Origin of the sequence: Bradyrhizobium sp. I1.14.4 (assembly GCF_050435825.1) — a bacterium.
Lineage (GTDB): Bacteria > Pseudomonadota > Alphaproteobacteria > Rhizobiales > Xanthobacteraceae > Bradyrhizobium.
Window position 1 is genome coordinate 161,055 of the sequence record NZ_JBNDLA010000004.1, and the last position, 17,770, is coordinate 178,824.

At 63.3% G+C, this 17,770-nt stretch carries 10 protein-coding genes; 8 read left to right on the forward strand and 2 right to left on the reverse strand.

What is annotated here, in order from left to right; translation table 11 throughout:
- The first annotated feature begins 9 nt into the window (after positions 1 to 9).
- From ABIB78_RS10595 to ABIB78_RS10605, 3 genes are all read left to right on the forward strand, one after another.
- Positions 10 to 789 carry an ABC transporter ATP-binding protein gene (locus tag ABIB78_RS10595; RefSeq protein ID WP_429024187.1) on the forward strand — a complete coding sequence of 260 codons (780 nt, stop codon included), beginning with the start codon at positions 10 to 12 and terminating at the stop codon, positions 787 to 789.
- A 123-nt stretch (positions 790 to 912) separates the two neighbouring features.
- On the forward strand, positions 913 to 2,751 hold the full coding sequence (locus ABIB78_RS10600; protein WP_429024188.1) for an AMP-dependent synthetase/ligase: 1,839 nt from the start codon (positions 913 to 915) through the stop codon (positions 2,749 to 2,751).
- 163 nt (positions 2,752 to 2,914) lie between these two features.
- Positions 2,915 to 4,114: an ABC transporter substrate-binding protein gene (locus ABIB78_RS10605; protein WP_429024189.1), complete on the forward strand. Its 1,200-nt coding sequence runs from the start codon at positions 2,915 to 2,917 to the stop codon at positions 4,112 to 4,114.
- A gap of 181 nt (positions 4,115 to 4,295) precedes the next feature.
- Here ABIB78_RS10605 and ABIB78_RS10610 read toward each other — a convergent pair whose 3' ends face one another.
- On the reverse strand, positions 4,296 to 5,048 hold the full coding sequence (locus ABIB78_RS10610) for a transglutaminase-like cysteine peptidase (RefSeq protein WP_429024190.1): 753 nt from the start codon (positions 5,046 to 5,048) through the stop codon (positions 4,296 to 4,298).
- 594 nt (positions 5,049 to 5,642) lie between these two features.
- Here ABIB78_RS10610 and ABIB78_RS10615 point away from each other — a divergent pair.
- On the forward strand, positions 5,643 to 9,806 hold the full coding sequence (locus ABIB78_RS10615) for a VCBS domain-containing protein (RefSeq protein ID WP_429024191.1): 4,164 nt from the start codon (positions 5,643 to 5,645) through the stop codon (positions 9,804 to 9,806).
- 107 nt (positions 9,807 to 9,913) lie between these two features.
- On the forward strand, positions 9,914 to 12,148 hold the full coding sequence (locus ABIB78_RS10620) for a CHASE2 domain-containing protein (protein ID WP_429024192.1): 2,235 nt from the start codon (positions 9,914 to 9,916) through the stop codon (positions 12,146 to 12,148).
- Between the two features lie 137 nt (positions 12,149 to 12,285).
- Here the strand turns inward: ABIB78_RS10620 and ABIB78_RS10625 are convergent, their stop codons facing one another.
- Positions 12,286 to 13,893 (reverse strand): ABC transporter substrate-binding protein, encoded by a 1,608-nt coding sequence (locus ABIB78_RS10625; protein ID WP_429024193.1) that lies wholly within the window; start codon positions 13,891 to 13,893, stop codon positions 12,286 to 12,288.
- Positions 13,894 to 14,101: 208 nt separating this feature from the next.
- On the opposite strand from ABIB78_RS10625, the gene ABIB78_RS10630 reads away from it, so the two are divergent.
- The 3 genes from ABIB78_RS10630 (at position 14,102) to ABIB78_RS10640 (ending at position 17,770) form a co-directional block, all read left to right on the forward strand.
- Positions 14,102 to 15,754 carry an ABC transporter substrate-binding protein gene (locus ABIB78_RS10630; RefSeq protein WP_429024194.1) on the forward strand — a complete coding sequence of 551 codons (1,653 nt, stop codon included), beginning with the start codon at positions 14,102 to 14,104 and terminating at the stop codon, positions 15,752 to 15,754.
- Positions 15,755 to 15,926: 172 nt separating this feature from the next.
- Positions 15,927 to 16,880 (forward strand): ABC transporter permease, encoded by a 954-nt coding sequence (locus ABIB78_RS10635; protein WP_429024195.1) that lies wholly within the window; start codon positions 15,927 to 15,929, stop codon positions 16,878 to 16,880.
- Between the two features lie 2 nt (positions 16,881 to 16,882).
- The gene (locus ABIB78_RS10640; RefSeq protein ID WP_429024196.1) at positions 16,883 to 17,770 is read left to right on the forward strand and encodes an ABC transporter permease; all 888 of its coding nucleotides are present in this window, start codon (positions 16,883 to 16,885) and stop codon (positions 17,768 to 17,770) included.

Below are 17,770 nucleotides of genomic sequence, written 5' to 3' on the forward strand. Positions count from 1 at the left end.
GATGATGGCATGAGCACGGCAGACATCATCCTGAAGCTCTCCAACATCGAAAGCTATTACGGGCCGATCATGGCCATCCGCGGCATCAGCCTCGAGGTGCCGCGGGGCCAGATCGTGACGCTGCTCGGCGCCAACGGTGCCGGCAAGACCACGGTGCTGAAGACGATCTCCGGCATCCTCGACCCGCAGAAGGGCTCGATCGAATTCCTGGGCAAGCCGATCCAGCGCATGGAGGCCGACCGGATCGTGCGGCTCGGCCTCAGCCACGTGCCGGAAGGCCGCGAGGTGTTTCCGTTCCTGTCGGTGCGCGAGAACCTGATGATGGGCGCCTATCTGCGCAAGGACCGCGACGGTGTGGCGCAGGACCTCGAACGCGTCTACGGCTATTTTCCACGTCTGAAGGAGCGGCTCGGCCAGCCGGCCGGGCAGCTTTCGGGCGGCGAACAGCAGATGCTTGCGATCGGGCGCGCGCTGATGAACCGGCCGACGCTGCTGCTGCTGGATGAGCCGTCGCTCGGGCTGTCGCCGATCCTGGTGAAGGAGATCTTCGCCATCATCCGCCGCGTCAATCAGGAGCAGGGCATGTCGATCCTGCTGGTCGAGCAGAATGCAAAGATCGCGCTGGAGACGGCGCATTACGGTTATGTGCTGGAGATCGGCCGCGTCGTCATGAACGACACCTGCGAGCGGCTGCTGAATGCACCCGATATCCAGGAGTTCTATCTCGGCGCCAAGGAAGCGGGCGCGCGGGGCGAGCGGCGCTGGAAAAAGAAGAAGACTTGGCGTTGACGAAGGTTGGCGTTGAGGAAGGTTGGCGTTGAGAGGTATCGGAGCTAGATTTCAGGCCTGTTTCGCGAACAAGACCGGCGCAGGAGCCGGCGCGTGAGGCAGGCGGCAGAGGAGGGAGCGCGCATGGCAGGACCGGCGGTGCTGACGGTTTCCGACACGATCGCGAGGAGCTTTCTGCTCGCGGTTCAAACGCGTGGCGACAGGCCCGCGATCCGCGAGAAGAAGTTCGGCATCTGGCAGCCGACCAGCTGGCGCGAATGGCTGCAGATCTCCAGGGACATCGCCTTCGGCCTGCATGCGACCGGTTTCCGCCCTGGCGACGTCGCCTCGATCATCGCCAACGCAGTGCCGGAATGGGTTTATGCCGACATGGGCATCCTGTGCGCCGGCGGCGTCTCCTCCGGCATCTATCCGACCGATTCGGCGGCGCAGGTCGAATACCTCGTCAACGATTCCCGCACCCGGGTGATCTTCGTCGAGGACGAGGAGCAGCTCGACAAGGTGCTGACCTGCCGGTCGCGCTGTTCGACGCTGGAAAGGATCGTCGTGTTCGACATGGAGGGCCTCACCGGCTTTTCCGATCCGATGGTCTTGTCGCTTGCCGAGTTCACGGCGCTCGGCCGCAATCATGCGCAGGGCAATGACGCCTTGTGGGATGAAATGACCGGTAGTCGCACCGCCTCCGATCTCGCGATCCTGGTCTACACCTCGGGCACGACGGGCCCGCCCAAGGGCGCGATGCATTCCAACCGCAGCGTGACGCACCAGATGCGCCACGCCAACGATCTCTATCCCTCGACCGACAGCGAGGAGCGGCTGGTGTTCCTGCCGCTCTGCCATGTCGCCGAGCGGGTCGGCGGCTATTACATCTCGCTCGCACTCGGCTCGGTGATGAATTTCGCCGAGAGCCCGGAGACGGTGCCGGACAATCTGCGCGAGGTGCAGCCGACGGCATTCCTGGCGGTGCCCAGGATCTGGGAGAAGTTCTATTCGGGCATCACCATCGCGCTAAAGGACGCGACCCCGTTCCAGAAATGGATGTACGCCCGCGCGCTTACGATCGGCGACCGGATGACCGAGTGCCGGCTGGAGGGCGAGACGCCGCCGCTGTCGTTGCGGCTCGCCAACCGCGCGGCCTACTGGCTGGTGTTCCGCAACATCCGCCGCATGCTCGGGCTCGACCGCTGCCGGATCGCGTTGACCGGTGCTGCGCCAATTTCGCCGGATCTGATCCGCTGGTATCTCGCGCTCGGCATCGACATGCGCGAGGTCTACGGCCAGACCGAGAATTGCGGCGTCGCGACCATGATGCCGGTCGACCGCATCAAGCTCGGCTCGGTGGGCAAGGCCGCGCCCTGGGGCGAGGTGATGATCTGCCCGAAGGGCGAGATCCTGATCAAGGGCGACTTCCTGTTCATGGGCTATCTCAACCAGCCGGAGAAGACCGCCGAGGCGATCGACGCGAAGGGCTGGCTGCACACCGGCGATGTCGGTGCGATCGACAATGAAGGTTATGTCAAGATCACCGACCGGATGAAGGACATCATCATCACCTCCGGCGGCAAGAACATCACGCCGTCCGAGATCGAGAATCAGCTGAAATTCTCGCCCTACGTCTCGGATGCGGTCGTGATCGGCGACAAGCGGCCGTATCTCACCTGCCTGATCATGATCGATCAGGAGAACGTCGAGAAATACGCCCAGGACCAGGACATCCCCTTCACCAATTATGCGAGCCTGTGCCGTGCCCGCGAAATCCAGGACCTGATCCAGCGCGAGGTCGAGGCGGTCAACGTCAAATTCGCGCGCGTCGAGACCGTCAAGAAATTCTACCTGATCGAGCGCCAGCTCACGCCCGAGGACGAGGAGCTGACGCCGACCATGAAGCTGAAGCGCAGCTTCGTGAACAAGCGCTACGCGGCCGAGATCGACGCCATGTATGGCGCGCGGGCGGTGGCATAGAGCATGATCCGGAAAAGTGTGAAGCGGTTTTCCCTCGCGACAAGCGCGCAGCGCTTGCGCGGAGATCATGCTCAAAGAAAGGATTCGACGACGAGGAATCGGCGAGGGAGCGAGCAGGCCCGACCCTTCGCTCAACAGGGGCCTTTGTAAGGAGGAGACTGCAATGTCGAAATCGCTGAAGGCGCTGGGTCTTGCGGTGAGCGCGCTGGCGCTGACCTGTCTGCCGGCCGCAGCCCAGACCAAGGTCACCAATGAAGGCATCTCGCCGACCGAGATCGTGATCGGAACACATCAGGATTTGTCCGGCCCGATCAAGGTCTGGGGCGTTCCGGTGTCCAACGGCATGAAGATGGCGGTTGAGGAGATCAACGCCAGCGGCGGCATCAACGGCCGCAAGATCAAGATGATCCTGGAAGATAACGGTTACGACCCCAAGAAAGCCGTGCTGGCCTCGCAGAAGATGGTCGAGCGCGACAAGGTGTTCGCGATGATCGGCCCGATGGGGTCACCGACCGTGCTCGCCGCACAGGACATTCTGTTCGACGCCGGCGTGCTGCAGCTGTTCCCGCTGACCGCCGCCGAATTCACCTTCAAGTTCGATCCCGCCAAGCCGCAGGAGCGGCTGAAGTTCAACAATTTGCTGCCCTATGTCGAGAGCACGCGCGCCGCGCTCAAATACATGATGGATTGGAAGAACTTCAAGAAGCCCTGCATCATGCACCAGGACGACGAGTACGGCAAAAACGTGCTCGACGGCTTCACCCAGCAGCTTGGTGCGATGAAGGTGCAGCCGGCCTCGGTCACGAGCTACAAGCGCGGCGCCTCCGACTTCTCGGCGCAGGTCGCCAAGATGAAGTCTGACGGCTGCGATCTCGTCGTGCTCGGCACCGTGATCCGCGAGACCATCGGCGCGATGAATGAGGCCAGGAAGCTCGGCTGGGACGTGACCTTCCTCGGCGCCACCCCGACCAACGTGCTCGAAGTGCCGGCGCTCGGCAAGGAAGCGGTCGAAGGGCTCTATGCGGCGTCAGGCTTCGAGATTCCCTACGAGGATACGGCCAAGGGCAAGGTGAAGGACTGGCTCGCCAACTACAAGAAGATGTTCAACACCGACGCCAACACCCAGGCGATCATCGGCTACAACGCGGTGATGACCTTCGCCTTCTACGCCCAGAAGGCGGGCAAGGATCTCACCGGCCAGAAGATGCTGGACTCGCTGGAGTCGGGCGACAAATTCCTCGACATCTTCAGCTCGCCGCCGACCAAGTTCTCAAAGACCGATCACCTCGCCAACACCATCACCCAGGTGCAGCAGGTCAAGGGCGGCCGCTGGGTTCTGGTCAAGGATAATCTGATGTTCTGAGCGACGGTCCAGCACTCCGTCATTGCGAGCCACCCGGTCGGCGCGCAGCGCCGCCGGATGACAGGTTCCGCGAAGCAATCCATAGCTCCCAAAAGAGAATGTGGATTGCCTCGTCACTTCGCTCCTCGCAATGACGGTCTTGGTCGTCCGCATCTCGCGGCGATGGCGGATCGAATGTCTCTCAGTTCACCCCCGCTGCCGGCCGCCACGCAGCCTCGGCGACGAGCGGGGCGTCGACATAGCGGCTGACGCCATCCTGGCCGATCACGAAGGTCGGCCGAAAACTCCTGATGTCGGTGTCCTCGATCATCGCCATGCGGCGGTTGTCGAGCGTCAGCCAGTGGCCGTCGAGCCGCGCCGCGACGACGGCATGGTCCTCGCCACCGAGCAGGTCATGCATGACCACGATCCGCAAATCCTCCGGCGCGACGCCGGCCTTGCGCAGCGCCACGAATTTCGCGATCGCATAGTCCTCACAATCACCGCTGCCGCGGGCGAACGTGGCGAGCGGCGTGGCCCAGACGTCGGGTTCGCCATAGGTGGCGAGATCGCTGCCCGGGCGGATTGCGAGGTTGATCGCGCGGTTGATCTCGCCGAGCCGGGCGCGGCCCTGGCGCGACCGGCCGGCATCGACGATCGCCAGGAACCGCAGCGCCTCCTGCGAAGCGCAACCCGCGCGGTCACTCTCGCAGGCTGCGAGTTGCACCAATTCGTCGACAAGCTCGCGTTGCACGCCGAGCCATTTGTCGTGCAGGCCGCCGTCGGCAAGCAGGCTGGTCGCCAAGCCGAACGGCTCGGTCGACTTTCTGAGCATTATCGCCGGGCCGGGCGAAAGCAGCGAAGCGGCATTGAGTTCGGCAACTGGTACGGCCACGGCCAGGCCGAAGCCCAGCATGACGGCGCGCAGTGCAAACGAGCGAAGCGAGAATCCCATGCGACACCCCCTGTCCGCTCATCGGCGGGTGGACATTACACCGCACACCCGACCGGATCGTTTCATGCCGCCAGCATGGCCAACGATCTCTTCGAATCGACTTAAGATGTGGGGAATCCGGACAGCAGACTAAAGGGCGCGTGGTCCGGGTCCCGAAAACTTTACCGGTTTGTGAAACGAACCGGCGAACCTTTTTCCACCGTGTTGCGCCTCATCCTTGCCTTCTGGTTAACCCGGCCAGTCCGCGCATAGGATTGCTGCGATTTGTAAGCCAAGTCACAGCTTTAGCCGGGAAATTGGGGTCATATGCCCCCTCGGGGCTGAGGGGAAATAAAGGCAAGTACAGAAATGCCAATCAATACCACGAATACGTGGCTCAGTACGCATCTTGGCTCGAATCCCATCTCATGTTACCGTCGGGTAAGTTCGGACTACACGACTCATGACAGAGTGAGCCAAGTCACACCCAGTCAAACCGCGCGACCAGAGCACCTTGCGAAAGCAAAGGATGGTTTCGCCAAGCTTTATCCGATGATATGCAGGCGTAATCATTCGGATATTCTACCAATATTAACCCTCGTGCGGTGATCCGCAGTGAACTTTGTCGATAAATTCGACGGCTATTTGCCGAGCATGGACGCTTATGCCCGTGGATCGGTACATGTCGAAAGCGTTTCCACGCATGCGCCGCCCGGTGCGATCACCGTCGACGACGGACAATTGCTGTTCACCGGCGACTTCAAGCGGACCGGGCTCGACCTCGTCATTTCGAAGGACGATCGGGAATTCGTCCTGCACGACTACTTCAAGGGCGAGAAACGCCCGGCGCTGGCGTCGCCTGATGGCGCGCATCTCACCGGCGACCTCGTCAACGCACTCACCGGCTACACTCAATATGCCCAGGCCGGCGGCGCGGCGGAGCCGGCCAAGGTCATCGGCCATGTCACCAAGCTGACCGGTAGCGCCACCGCAATTCGCAATGGCGTTGCGATCGTCCTGAACCAGGGCGACAACGTCAACAAGGGTGACGTGGTGCAGTCCGGCGGCGACTCGACGCTCGGCATCACCTTCATCGACGGCACCGTGTTCGGTCTCGGACCGAACGCCAAGATGGTGCTGAACGAGATGATCTACGACCCGAACGGGTCGAGCAATTCGTCGCTGATGAGCCTCGTCTCGGGCACCATCTCGTTCGTTGCCGGCGCGACTGCCAAGCATGGCGACATGAAGGTCGATACGCCGGTCGCGACCATGGGCATCCGCGGCACCGCGGTGCTGGTCGAGATCGATTTCGACGTGCAGGGCACGGGCGGCGTGCCGCCGGCTAAATTCCAGGTGCTGGTCGAGCCTGACGGCACCACCGGCTCCTACATCCTGTTCGACAAGACGACGCTGAATCCGATCGCGACCGTCGATCAGGCGGGCACCCAGACCATCGTCAACGGCCAGGGCAGCGTTAGCTTCGTCTCTTCGGCTCAACTGTCGGCCGACGCGCAGAAGCTCGTCTCTGACGTCTTCGCGCTGAAGTTCACCGACAATTCGAATCCCAACACCAAGCTCACGACGAACTTCACGGACAGCGTCGTACCGGTGTCGACCAGCTTCAAGCTCGCCGGCGGCGACAACAGCTCGCCGATCGTCATTCTGCTGACCTTCGTCAACAATAGCGGACCTCAGGCCGGCGGCATTCCCAACACCATGCTCGACCACATCCCCGGGCCGCCGCAAGTCGTGACGCAGGATGCGGCATTTACCGAACAGGCGGGGCTGACCCATAGCGGGCTGTTCGACACGGCGACGGGCCAGATCAAATGGCTGGACCTCAATCTCGGCGACACCCCGAGTGCGAAGGTCGACTTCGCCGCGTTCAGCTACCGGGACGCCAAGGGCGGCGACGTCACCTCGTCGCTGACGGCGGAGCAGCTCGCGGCCATCAAGGCCGTCGAGATCCCGTTGCTGCTCGAACCGGATCCGAATAACAAGAACGTCGGTTCGGCGAACTGGACCTATAGCCTTGCCGACAGCGCGTTCGACTTCCTGGCCGCCGGCGAAACGCTGACGCTGACCTATGTCGCGCGCGTCGACAATAATTTCGCGCCGAGCAACGAGACCACTTTCAAGACCTTCACCATCACGATCACCGGCACCAATGATACGCCGGTGGTGACGTCCGCGGCGCAGGTCGGTTCGGTCACCGAATTGCCGTGGACGACGAACTCCGCCGCGCCGGATACGGCGCACGGCACGCTGACGTTTACCGATGCGGACTTGACCGACGCGCACACGGTCACCATCACCGGCGTCACCGAGGTCGGCGTCACCACCGGACTTGCCAACCAGGCCACTGTGCTGAGCTGGCTGTCGCTGGGCGCGCTGACCGATTCGACCGATGGCGTGACCGGATCGCGCTCCTGGACGTTCTCGGCCACCGACAAGAGTTTCGACTACCTCGCCGCCGGTGAGATGCTGACGCTGACCTACACGATCCAGATCGACGATCATCAGGGCGGCGTCGTCACGCTCCCCGTCACGATCACGATCGTCGGCACCGACGACAAGCCGGTCGTCACGTCGCCGGCCCAGGCGGCAGCCATCACCGAGGCCGGGGGGGTCACCGGTTCGGTGCAGCCGGATGCCGCGTCCGGTACGGTGACCTTCACCGATGTCGATCTCAGCGACACCCACAGCGTCACCGTGGCTGGTGTCACCGAAACGGGCGTTACCGCAGGGCTTCCCGATCAGGCGACGATGCTGAGCTGGATGTCGCTCGGCACGCTGACAGATTCGACCGGCGGCGTCACCGGATCGAGCGCCTGGGCGTTCTCGGCCGCCGACAAGAATTTCGACTATCTCGCTGCCGGCGAGAAGCTGACGCTGACTTATCTGATCCAGGTCGACGACCATCATGGCGGCCTCGTCACCCAGGCCGTCACGATCACCGTCACGGGCACCAATGACACCCCGACGTTCGCATCGGAGCCGTCGACCGTCACGATCCCCGAGATGATCGGCGAGACCGGATCGATCAAGCCGGATACCGCCGTCGGCGTGGTGGCGTTCGCCGATGTCGATCTCAGCGACACGCACGCGGTGTCCATCACCGGCGTGACTGAAGCCGGAACGACCACGGGCCTGCCCGAGGACGAGTCCACTGTTCTCAATTGGCTCTCACTGGGGACGCTGACGGATTCGACCGGCGGGGTGATCGGGTCGCAGGCCTGGACTTTCTCGGCCGCGGATCAGAATTTCGATTACCTCGCCGATGGCGAGACGCTGACCCTGACCTACACGATCCAGATCGACGATCATCATGGCGGCGTGATCAGTCAGCCGGTGACGATCACGATTACCGGCAGCAATGATGCACCGATCGTCACATCGGAGGCGCAGGCGGCCACCATCGCCGAGCAACCAGACACGACGGGCTCATCCATGCCGGACGGTGTATCGGGCACGGTGACGTTCGCCGATGTGGACCTCAGCGACACCCACGCGGTGTCCATCACCGGCGTGACTGAAGCCGGAACGACCACGGGCTTGCCCGAGGACGAGTCCACCATCCTGAACTGGCTGTCGCTGGGCACGTTGACGGATGCCACCAATGGCGGGATCGGATCGTCGACTTGGACCTTCTCGGCCGCGGACCAGAATTTCGACTACCTCGCCGCCGGCGAGACGCTGACGCTGACCTACACGATCCAGATCGACGATCATCATGGCGGCGTCATCACCGAGCCCGTGAAGATCACGATCAACGGCGCCAACGACGCGCCGACGCTCGCCAGCGTCAACGCCGGCGCGCTCACCGATAGCGCTGCGAACGACACGTTCAGCGCGCTCACCGGGACGCTCCATGGCCATGACGTCGACGATGGCGAGACTGCGACGCTGACTTATGCCGCCGTCAATTCGGACCACGCGGCGGTCACGCAGATCGCGGGCCTCTACGGCTTGCTCACGGTCAATCCGGACGGCTCCTACAGCTATGCTCCCGACGCTGCCGCGATCAATGCGTTGGCCAAGGGGACCTATGCTGACATCTTCACCGTCGAGACGATCGACGCGCAGGGTGCAGTCGGAAGAGCCACGCTGACAGTCGACCTCATCGGCGCCAACGACGCGCCCGTGATCCATACCGACAATGTCAGTATCACCGAAAATCCCAACGGGACCGAAACGATCTCCGGCCTGACCGTCACGGATGCCGATGCAACTGCCGTCGAGAATTTCACTTTGGCGGCCACGACGGCTGGTTCGGGCAGCAGCGTGACGCCCCCGGCGCAAGCGGGCCACCTGGCTGATATCAACGCAGCGCTCGCATCGTCCGTCCTCACCTATCACCCGGGCACCGCGCCGACCGACACCGTCACGCTCTCCGTCACCGACGGCAACGGCGCCAGCGATGCCGTCAATCTGATCTTCAACGTTCAGCAAAATCCGACCGCGCCGGTGACGTTGACGAGCACCGGTGGCAAGGACGTGCTGTTCGGGACGGCGGGTTACCAGGACCAGTTTGTGTTCGCGCCGAACTTCAACCACGACACGATCCTGAACTTCAAGCCTGGCCTCGATCAGATCGACCTCAGCGCGGTCGTATCGACCGGCAGTGTCGATACCTGGATCAGCCAGCATGTCTCGGTGTCGCCGACCAACCCGGCAGATACGCTGATCACCATCGACAGCGCGGACACCATTACGCTTCGCAACGTCACCCCCGCAGAGCTCGGCCACAACGATTTCCTGCTTCACGTCACGTGATGGATGCGCGGCCGAGCCGCCGTTGGCGGTGCGATTGGCCGGGCTGATTGTGCATTGCGCATGCTTGCTCGATTGGAACAACTCTCCGCGCGTGATATCCAGACGGCATGAAACGGCAGAAGGCGATACGAAGGTGGTTCGCACGGCGCTTCGGTTACGGGCGGCTGGCCTGCGTGGCGCTGCTCATCGGCTTTGCCGCGTTGCGGGTCGCGGATCCGGCTCCGGTGCAGGAGCTTCGCGTCAGGACGTTTGACACATTCCAGGTGCTCGAACCCCGCCAGAAGACCGCGCGGCCCGTCACCATCGTCGATATCGACGAGAGGAGCCTCGCCGACCCCCGGCTCGGGCAATGGCCGTGGCCGCGAACCCGGCTCGCCGACATCGTCATCAATCTCACCCGGCTCGGCGCCGTGGTGATCGCGTTCGACGCGGTGTTCTCCGAGCCGGACCGTCTCAACCCTGATATCGCGGCCGATACGTTCAGCAGCCTCGATGAGGAGATGCGCGCCAGGCTGCGGCAGCTGCCGAGCAATGACAGCATCCTGGCCGACGCCATCAAGAACTCGCGCGTGGTGCTCGGCGAGTCCGGCGGCCCCAACGTGCGCGCCGACCTCAACGAAAAGCTCCCGGTCACTGGACTTGCGACGCTCGGCGAGGAGCCGCAGAGCTTCCTGTTCCAGTTTCCCGGATTGTTGCGCAACGTGCCGGTGCTTGAGGAGGCCGCGGCCGGGCGCGGCCTGTTCACGATCCGGCCGGAGCGCGACGGTATCGTACGGCGGGTGCCGATGATGATGGTTGCGCAGGGCATCACCATGCCGTCGCTGAGCTTCGAGATGCTGCGGGTGGCGAGCGGCTCGGGCACCATCCTGATCAAGACCGACAAGGCCGGTATCCAGAGCCTCGGCCTCAAGGGCTTTGCGATCCCGACCGATCTCCACGGCCAGCTCTGGATCCACTACGCCCGCCGCGACCCCTCGATTTATGTCTCGGCCGTCGATGTGCTGGACGGGCGCGTTCCGCCGGACAGGATCGCCGGCAAGCTGATCCTGATCGGCACCTCAGCGGTCGGTCTGAACGACATCAAGACGACGCCGGTGACGCCGGCGATGCCTGGCGTCGAGGTTCATGCCCAGGTGCTGGAGAGCGCGCTGACCGGCGACGTCGTTGCGCAGCCGAACTACGGCATCGGCATCGAGTTCTTCGCCGCGCTGATCATGGGGCTGCTGGTGATCGCCTTCGCGCCGAAGTTCGGCCCGGTCACGCTGGTAGCCGTCGGCGGGCTGTTTGCCTCGGTGCTGATGGGCGCGTCCTGGTATTTCTACTCCCAGCACCGCCTGTTGATCGATTTCACCTATCCGCTGATGTCGACCACGGCGATCTATCTGACGCTGATCTTCTCCGCCTTCGTGCGCGAGCTGCACCAGCGCCGTCAGATCAGGTCGCAGTTCGTGCAGTACATGTCGCCCGCGCTGGTCGAGCAGCTTGCTAATGCTCCGGAACGGCTCGTGCTCGGCGGCGAGGAGCGCGAGATGACCATCATGTTCTCGGACATGCGCGGCTTCACCTCAATCTCGGAAACCTACAAGAGTGATCCGCAGGGCCTCACGGCGCTGATGAATCGCTTTCTCACGCCGCTCACCAACGCGATTCTCGCCCGCAAGGGCTATATCGACAAGTACATGGGCGACGCCATCATGGCGTTCTGGAACGCGCCGCTCGACGACAAGCAGCACCACCTCAATGCCTGCGATGCCGCGCTCGACATGCTGGAGCGTGTCGACGAACTTAACCAGGAACGCGAGCAGGAGGCGCAGGAGGGCGGCCGCGTCTATGTGCCGCTCAACATCGGCGTCGGCCTCAACACCGGCAGCTGCGTGGTCGGTAACATGGGTTCTGATCTCAAGTTCAATTATTCGGTGTTGGGCGACAGCGTCAATCTGGCCGCGCGCCTGGAGGGGCAGTCCAAGGAGTACGGCTTCCCGATCATCGTGGGATCGAAAACCGCGCTCGCGGTGAAGGAGAAGTTTGCGATCCTCGAACTCGACTTCATCATGGTCAAGGGCAAGAAGGAGCCCGAGGTGATCTACGCGATCGCCGGCCGCGAGGACGTTGCGCAATCAGGCCGCTTCCAGCGGCTGCGCAACCTGACCATCGAGATGCTCGCCTGCTACCGCGGCCGCGATTGGGACGGCGCGCTCGCTGCGATCGAGCGTGGCCGCAAGACCGACGAGGCGCAGACGCTGCAATATCTCTACCGCCTCTATGAGGCGCGCATCCGCGCCTTACAGAAGGAGCCCCCGCCGGACGACTGGGACGGGGCCTTTGCGCTGTTGACGAAGTAGGCGCCACAAAGCCGGTGTCGTCCCGGCGAAGGCCGGGACCCATACGCCGCGGCTGGCGCAATGGGCAAGCGGCCAGACGGCTTTTCAACAACACCCATTCGTGGTTATGGGTCCCGCCGGGACGACGATCGGGATATCTACTCCAGCCCGATCTGCGTCAGATCCTGGAACCAGTGCTGCGCCTGCACGAAGGTCTTCACCTTGGGCGATAACGCATGCGGGTTGGTATCGTGCACCACCCACACCAGCGCGGCATCGTCGACGATCAGCGCGTGTGCCTGCGCCAGCAGCGCATCCTGTTTGGCGCTATCGAAGGTCTGCTTGGCCTCGTCGATCAGCGCGTCGACCTTCGGATTCTTGTAGCCGCCCCAGTTGACGCCTGTCGGCGCCACTTGGCCGGAATGGAAGAACCGCACGATGGCGTAGAGCGGGTCCGACGTGACATAGGCGATGTTGTTGGCGGTGATGCCGGCGTTCATCTCGTCCGCCGCGCCCTTGCGCCAGTGCGAATACAGCGTCTCGAGCTCGACCACCTTGAAGTCGATATCGATGCCGATCTCCTTGAAGCTCTGCTGCAGGAATTCGTTCATCGGCAGCGACAGCATCTGCCCGGTACCGCCCTGGGCGATGATGAAGGTCGTCTTCAGCGGCTTGTCCTTGGAATAGCCTGCTTCCTCCACCAGCTTTTTTGCGGCCGCGAGGTCATATTTCAGTTCGAAGCTCGGCTTGCCGAACCACGGGCTCGACGGGTCGACCTGGCCCTTGGCTGGCTTGGCCAGCCCGTTCATCAGGCCAACCACCGCGTCGCGGTCGATCGCGAGATTAAGTGCCTTGCGCAGCCGGATGTCGGTCCAGGGCGAACCCGGCAGCACGCTCAGGTGATAATTCCAGACATGCGGCGTCACATTGTCGACGATCCTCATGCCGGCGGCCTTGAGCTGCGGCACGGCGTCGGGCGCTGGCGTCTCGATCAGGTCGACCTGGCCGGCCAGCAGCGCGTTGGTGCGGGTCAATGCTTCCGGCATCGGGATCAGGATCATCTTGTCGACCTTCGCGAGCCGCTTCTTGTCCCAATAGTCCGGATTCTTCGTCAACTCGGCGAGCTCGCGCGGCACCAGCTTGGTCAGCTTGAACGGGCCGGTGCCCGAGGGCTGGCTGGCGAACTTGTCCCAGTCCTTGCCGAGCTTTTCGTATTGTGCGGGGCTCGAGACCAGGAACCAGAGCATCTGGTAGGGGAAGAACGAGTCGATCGTCTTGGTCGTGATCTCGACGGTAAAGTCATCGATCTTGGCGTAGCTCGCAACCGAGGGCAGGCGGGTCTTGACCTGCGCGCTCTGCCGCTTGTCGAATTGCGGTGCCTTGTCGTTCAGCACCTTGTCGAGATTCCAGATCACCGCGTCGGCGTTGAAGTCGCTGCCGTCGTGGAATTTGACGCCCTTGCGCAGGGTGAAGCGCCACTTGGTCTTGTCGTTGTCATCGACCTTCCATTCGGTCGCAAGCCCCGGCACCAGCTTGCCCGGCCGGTCGGCAACGTCCATCTCCCAGGCCACCAGCGGATCGTAGATCGTGTAGGCCGTGAACTGATAGGCGCCGGCGCCGCGATCGGGCTGGCCCGTCGTCAGCGGAATGTCGGCCATCGAGATGCCGTAGCGCACAATGGACTCTGCTCCCGCTGACATCGCCGGCCAGCCCGCGGTCAGGGCAAGCGCCATTGCCGCCATCAGGATTGAATTGCGCGCACGCATATAAAGGCTCCATCGGTGAGAAGTCGGAGCCGAATCTTGCAAGCATGATGCCAGAATAGGCATCTTCGCGCCGATCGAGCGTTAAGTGGGAAGAAATGACGCGCCCAGCGGTAATTTGCTGAAGAACTATTCCCCTTGGCACGGGCATTGCATACGCTTGCCCAAGAAATAATCACCAAAACGTCACCAGACTCGAAGGGCTGCTCAGATGCGTAACAGGAAGACCAATGCGACGGCGATCATGCTGGCGCTTGCGATGGCCACTTGTGTGCCGACGATCGCCAGTGCCGAGACCGTGCTGCGTATTGGCATGACGGCTGCCGATATTCCGCGCACGCTCGGACAGCCCGACCAGGGTTTTGAGGGCAATCGCTTCACCGGGCTTACGATGTATGACGCGCTGACGATGTGGGACCTGTCGTCGTCCGACAAGGCGAGCGCACTAATCCCGGGCCTTGCCACCGAGTGGAAGGTCGACGACGCCGACAAGACCAAGTGGGTTTTCAAGCTGCGTTCCGGCGTCACCTTTCACGACGGCTCGGCGTTCAATGCCGACGCGGTGGTCTGGAATGTCGACAAGGTGCTGAAGCAGGACGCGCCGCAATACGATGCGAGCCAGGTCGGCGTCACCGCCTCGCGGATGCCGACGCTGGTCACGGCGCGCAAGATCGACGACATGACGGTGGAGCTGACCACCAAGGAGCCAGACAGCTTCCTGCCGATCAACCTCACCAACCTGTTCATGGCGAGCCCGGCCAAGTGGCAGCAATTCTACGACAAGGCCGAAGGCGCCGATGCCAAGGCGAAGTCGCAGGCCGCGTGGGCCGCGTTCGCCAAGGACGCTTCGGGTACCGGCCCATGGAAGATGTCGAGCTTCACCCCGCGCGAGCGGCTTGAACTCTTAAAGAACGAGAACTACTGGGACAAGGCTCGCGTGCCGAAGACCGACAAGATGGTGCTGTTGCCGATGCCGGAGGCCAACGCGCGCACCGCGGCGCTGTTGTCGGGGCAGGTCAACTGGATCGAGGCGCCGGCGCCGGACGCGCTGCCCGAGATCAAGCAGCGTGGCTTCAATCTCTATTCCAACGAGGAGCCGCATGTCTGGCCGTGGCAGTTCTCGCGCGTCGAGGGCTCGCCGTGGAATGACATCCGCGTCCGCAAGGCCGCCAATCTCTGCATCGATCGCGAAGGGCTCCGCGATGGCCTGCTCGCGGGCCTGATGGTGCCGGCGACGGGCACGTTCGAGCCCGGCCATCCTTGGCGGGGCAATCCGACCTTCCAGATCAAGTACGACAAGCCGGCCGCGCAGAAGCTGATGCAGGAGGCGGGCTTCGGTCCGAACAAGAAGCTGACGGTCAAGATCCAGACCTCGGCGTCGGGTTCGGGTCAGATGCTGCCGCTGCCGATGAACGAGTATCTGCAACAGGCTTTGGCCGAGTGCTATTTCGATGTGCAGCTCGACGTCATCGAATGGAATACGCTGTTCACCAACTGGCGGCGCGGCACCAAGGATCCATCCGCCAACGGCTCCAATGCGACCAACGTCACCTATGCGGCGATGGATCCGTTCTTCGCGCTGGTGCGCTTCCTGCAATCCGGCATGGCGCCGCCGGTCTCGAACAATTGGGGCTTCATCAACAATCCGAAGTTCGATGAGCTGGTGAAGAAGGCCCGTCAGGCCTTCGAACCGGCGGCGCGCGACGCTGCGCTCGCCGAGCTGCACGCCGCCTCGGTCGATGATGCGGCATTCCTTTACGTCGCTCACGACGTTGCGCCGCGCGCGATGAGCCCGAAGGTCAAGGGCTTTGTGCAGCCGAAGAGCTGGTTCGTCGACTTCTCGCCGGTCACGGTCGTGCCGTGACGCTGATCTTGCTCTCTCGTCATGGCCGGGCTTGACCCGGCCATCCACTGTCTTGGCCACGAAGCAACGAGGGCGTGGATGCCCGGGTCATCTAGCGCGAAGACGCGCTTCGCGCTTCTGCCCGGGCATGACGAAGGAGAGAGCGCGCTATCCAATTTTCGAAGGTTGACCCGTGTTCGCCTATACGTCCAGACGGATCGTCTACGTCATTCCGATCGTGCTCAGCGTGGCGCTGGTGTGCTTCCTGCTGGTGCACATCACGCCCGGCGACCCGCTGGTCGCGGTGCTGCCGGCCGATGCCTCGCAGGAGCTCGCCGCGCAGTTGCGCAGCGCTTACGGCTTCGATCGCCCGCTGCCCGTGCAATTCGGTTTGTGGCTATGGCGCGCGATCCATGGCGACCTCGGCAATTCGATCGCAACGGGCCGGCCCGTCTTGTCCGAGGTGATGCGCGCGGTCGGCAACACCGTAATGCTGGCGATTGCGGCCGCGATGATCGGCTTCACGCTCGGCCTGCTGTTTGGCCTGATCGCCGGCTATTTCCGCGACACCTGGGTCGACAAGGTCGCGACCTCCATTGCCATCGCCGGCGTCTCGCTGCCGCATTACTGGCTCGGCATGGTGCTTGTCATCATCTTCTCGGTGCAGCTCAACTGGCTGCCCGCGGTCGGCGCCGGGCCCGGCGGCTCCGGCGCCTGGGCGTGGGACTGGGAGCATCTGCGCTATCTGGTGCTGCCGGCGATCACCACCTCGGTGATCCCGATGGGCATCGTCACCCGCACCGTGCGCGCGCTGACCGGCGATATCCTGAGTCAGGACTTTGTCGAAGCGCTGCGCGCCAAGGGACTCCGTGAGACCGGGGTGTTTCGTCACGTCATCAAGAACGCGGCGCCGACCGCGCTCGCGGTGATGGGCCTGCAGCTCGGTTATATGCTCGGCGGCTCGATCCTGATCGAGACCGTGTTCTCCTGGCCCGGGTCGGGCCTGCTCTTGAATTCGGCCATCTTCCAGCGCGATCTGCCGCTGCTGCAGGGCACGATCCTGGTGCTGGCGCTGTTCTTCGTGCTGCTCAATCTCCTGGTCGACATCGCGCAAGCCGCGATCGATCCCCGCATCAAGCGGAGCTAGCCATGAGTGCGATGACAGACACTGCATTGCAGGCCGCACCCGCGACCAAGGCGCGCGGCTATTGGGCGACGGTTGCGCGCCGCATCAGGCGCGACAAGGTCAGCATGGCCTGCGCCATCATCCTGGTGCTGATCTTTGCCTCGGCGCTGCTGGCGCCGTGGCTGCACTTAGCCGATCCCTATCAGGGCTCGATGATCCGCCGTCTCCGCCATATCGGCACGCCGGGTTACCCGCTCGGCACCGACGAACTCGGCCGCGACATGCTGGCGCGGCTGATCTATGGCGGACGGCTGTCGCTGGTCATCGGCATCCTGCCCGTGATCCTCGCCTTCGTGATCGGTACCTCGCTCGGCCTCGTTGCCGGCTATGTCGGCGGCAAGCTCAACACCGCGATCATGCGTACCGTCGACGTGTTCTACGCCTTCCCGTCGGTGCTGCTGGCGATCGCGATCTCGGGCGCGCTCGGCGCCGGCATCACCAATTCGATCGTGTCGCTGACCATCGTGTTCGTGCCGCAGATCACCCGTGTCGCCGAAAGCGTCACCACCGGCGTCCGCAACATGGATTTCGTCGAGGCGGCGCGTGCCTCCGGCGCCGGTCCATTCACCATCATGCGGGTGCACATGCTCGGCAATGTGCTCGGCCCGATCTTCGTCTACGCCACCGGCCTGATCTCGGTGTCGATGATTCTCGCCGCCGGCCTATCCTTCCTTGGACTCGGCACCAAGCCGCCGGAGCCGGAATGGGGCTTGATGCTGAACACGCTGCGCACCGCGATCTATGTCAATCCGTGGGTTGCGGCGCTGCCGGGTGCGATGATCTTCGCGGTCTCGATCTGCTTCAATCTCTTGAGCGACGGCATGCGCAGCGCCATGGACATCAGGAACTAG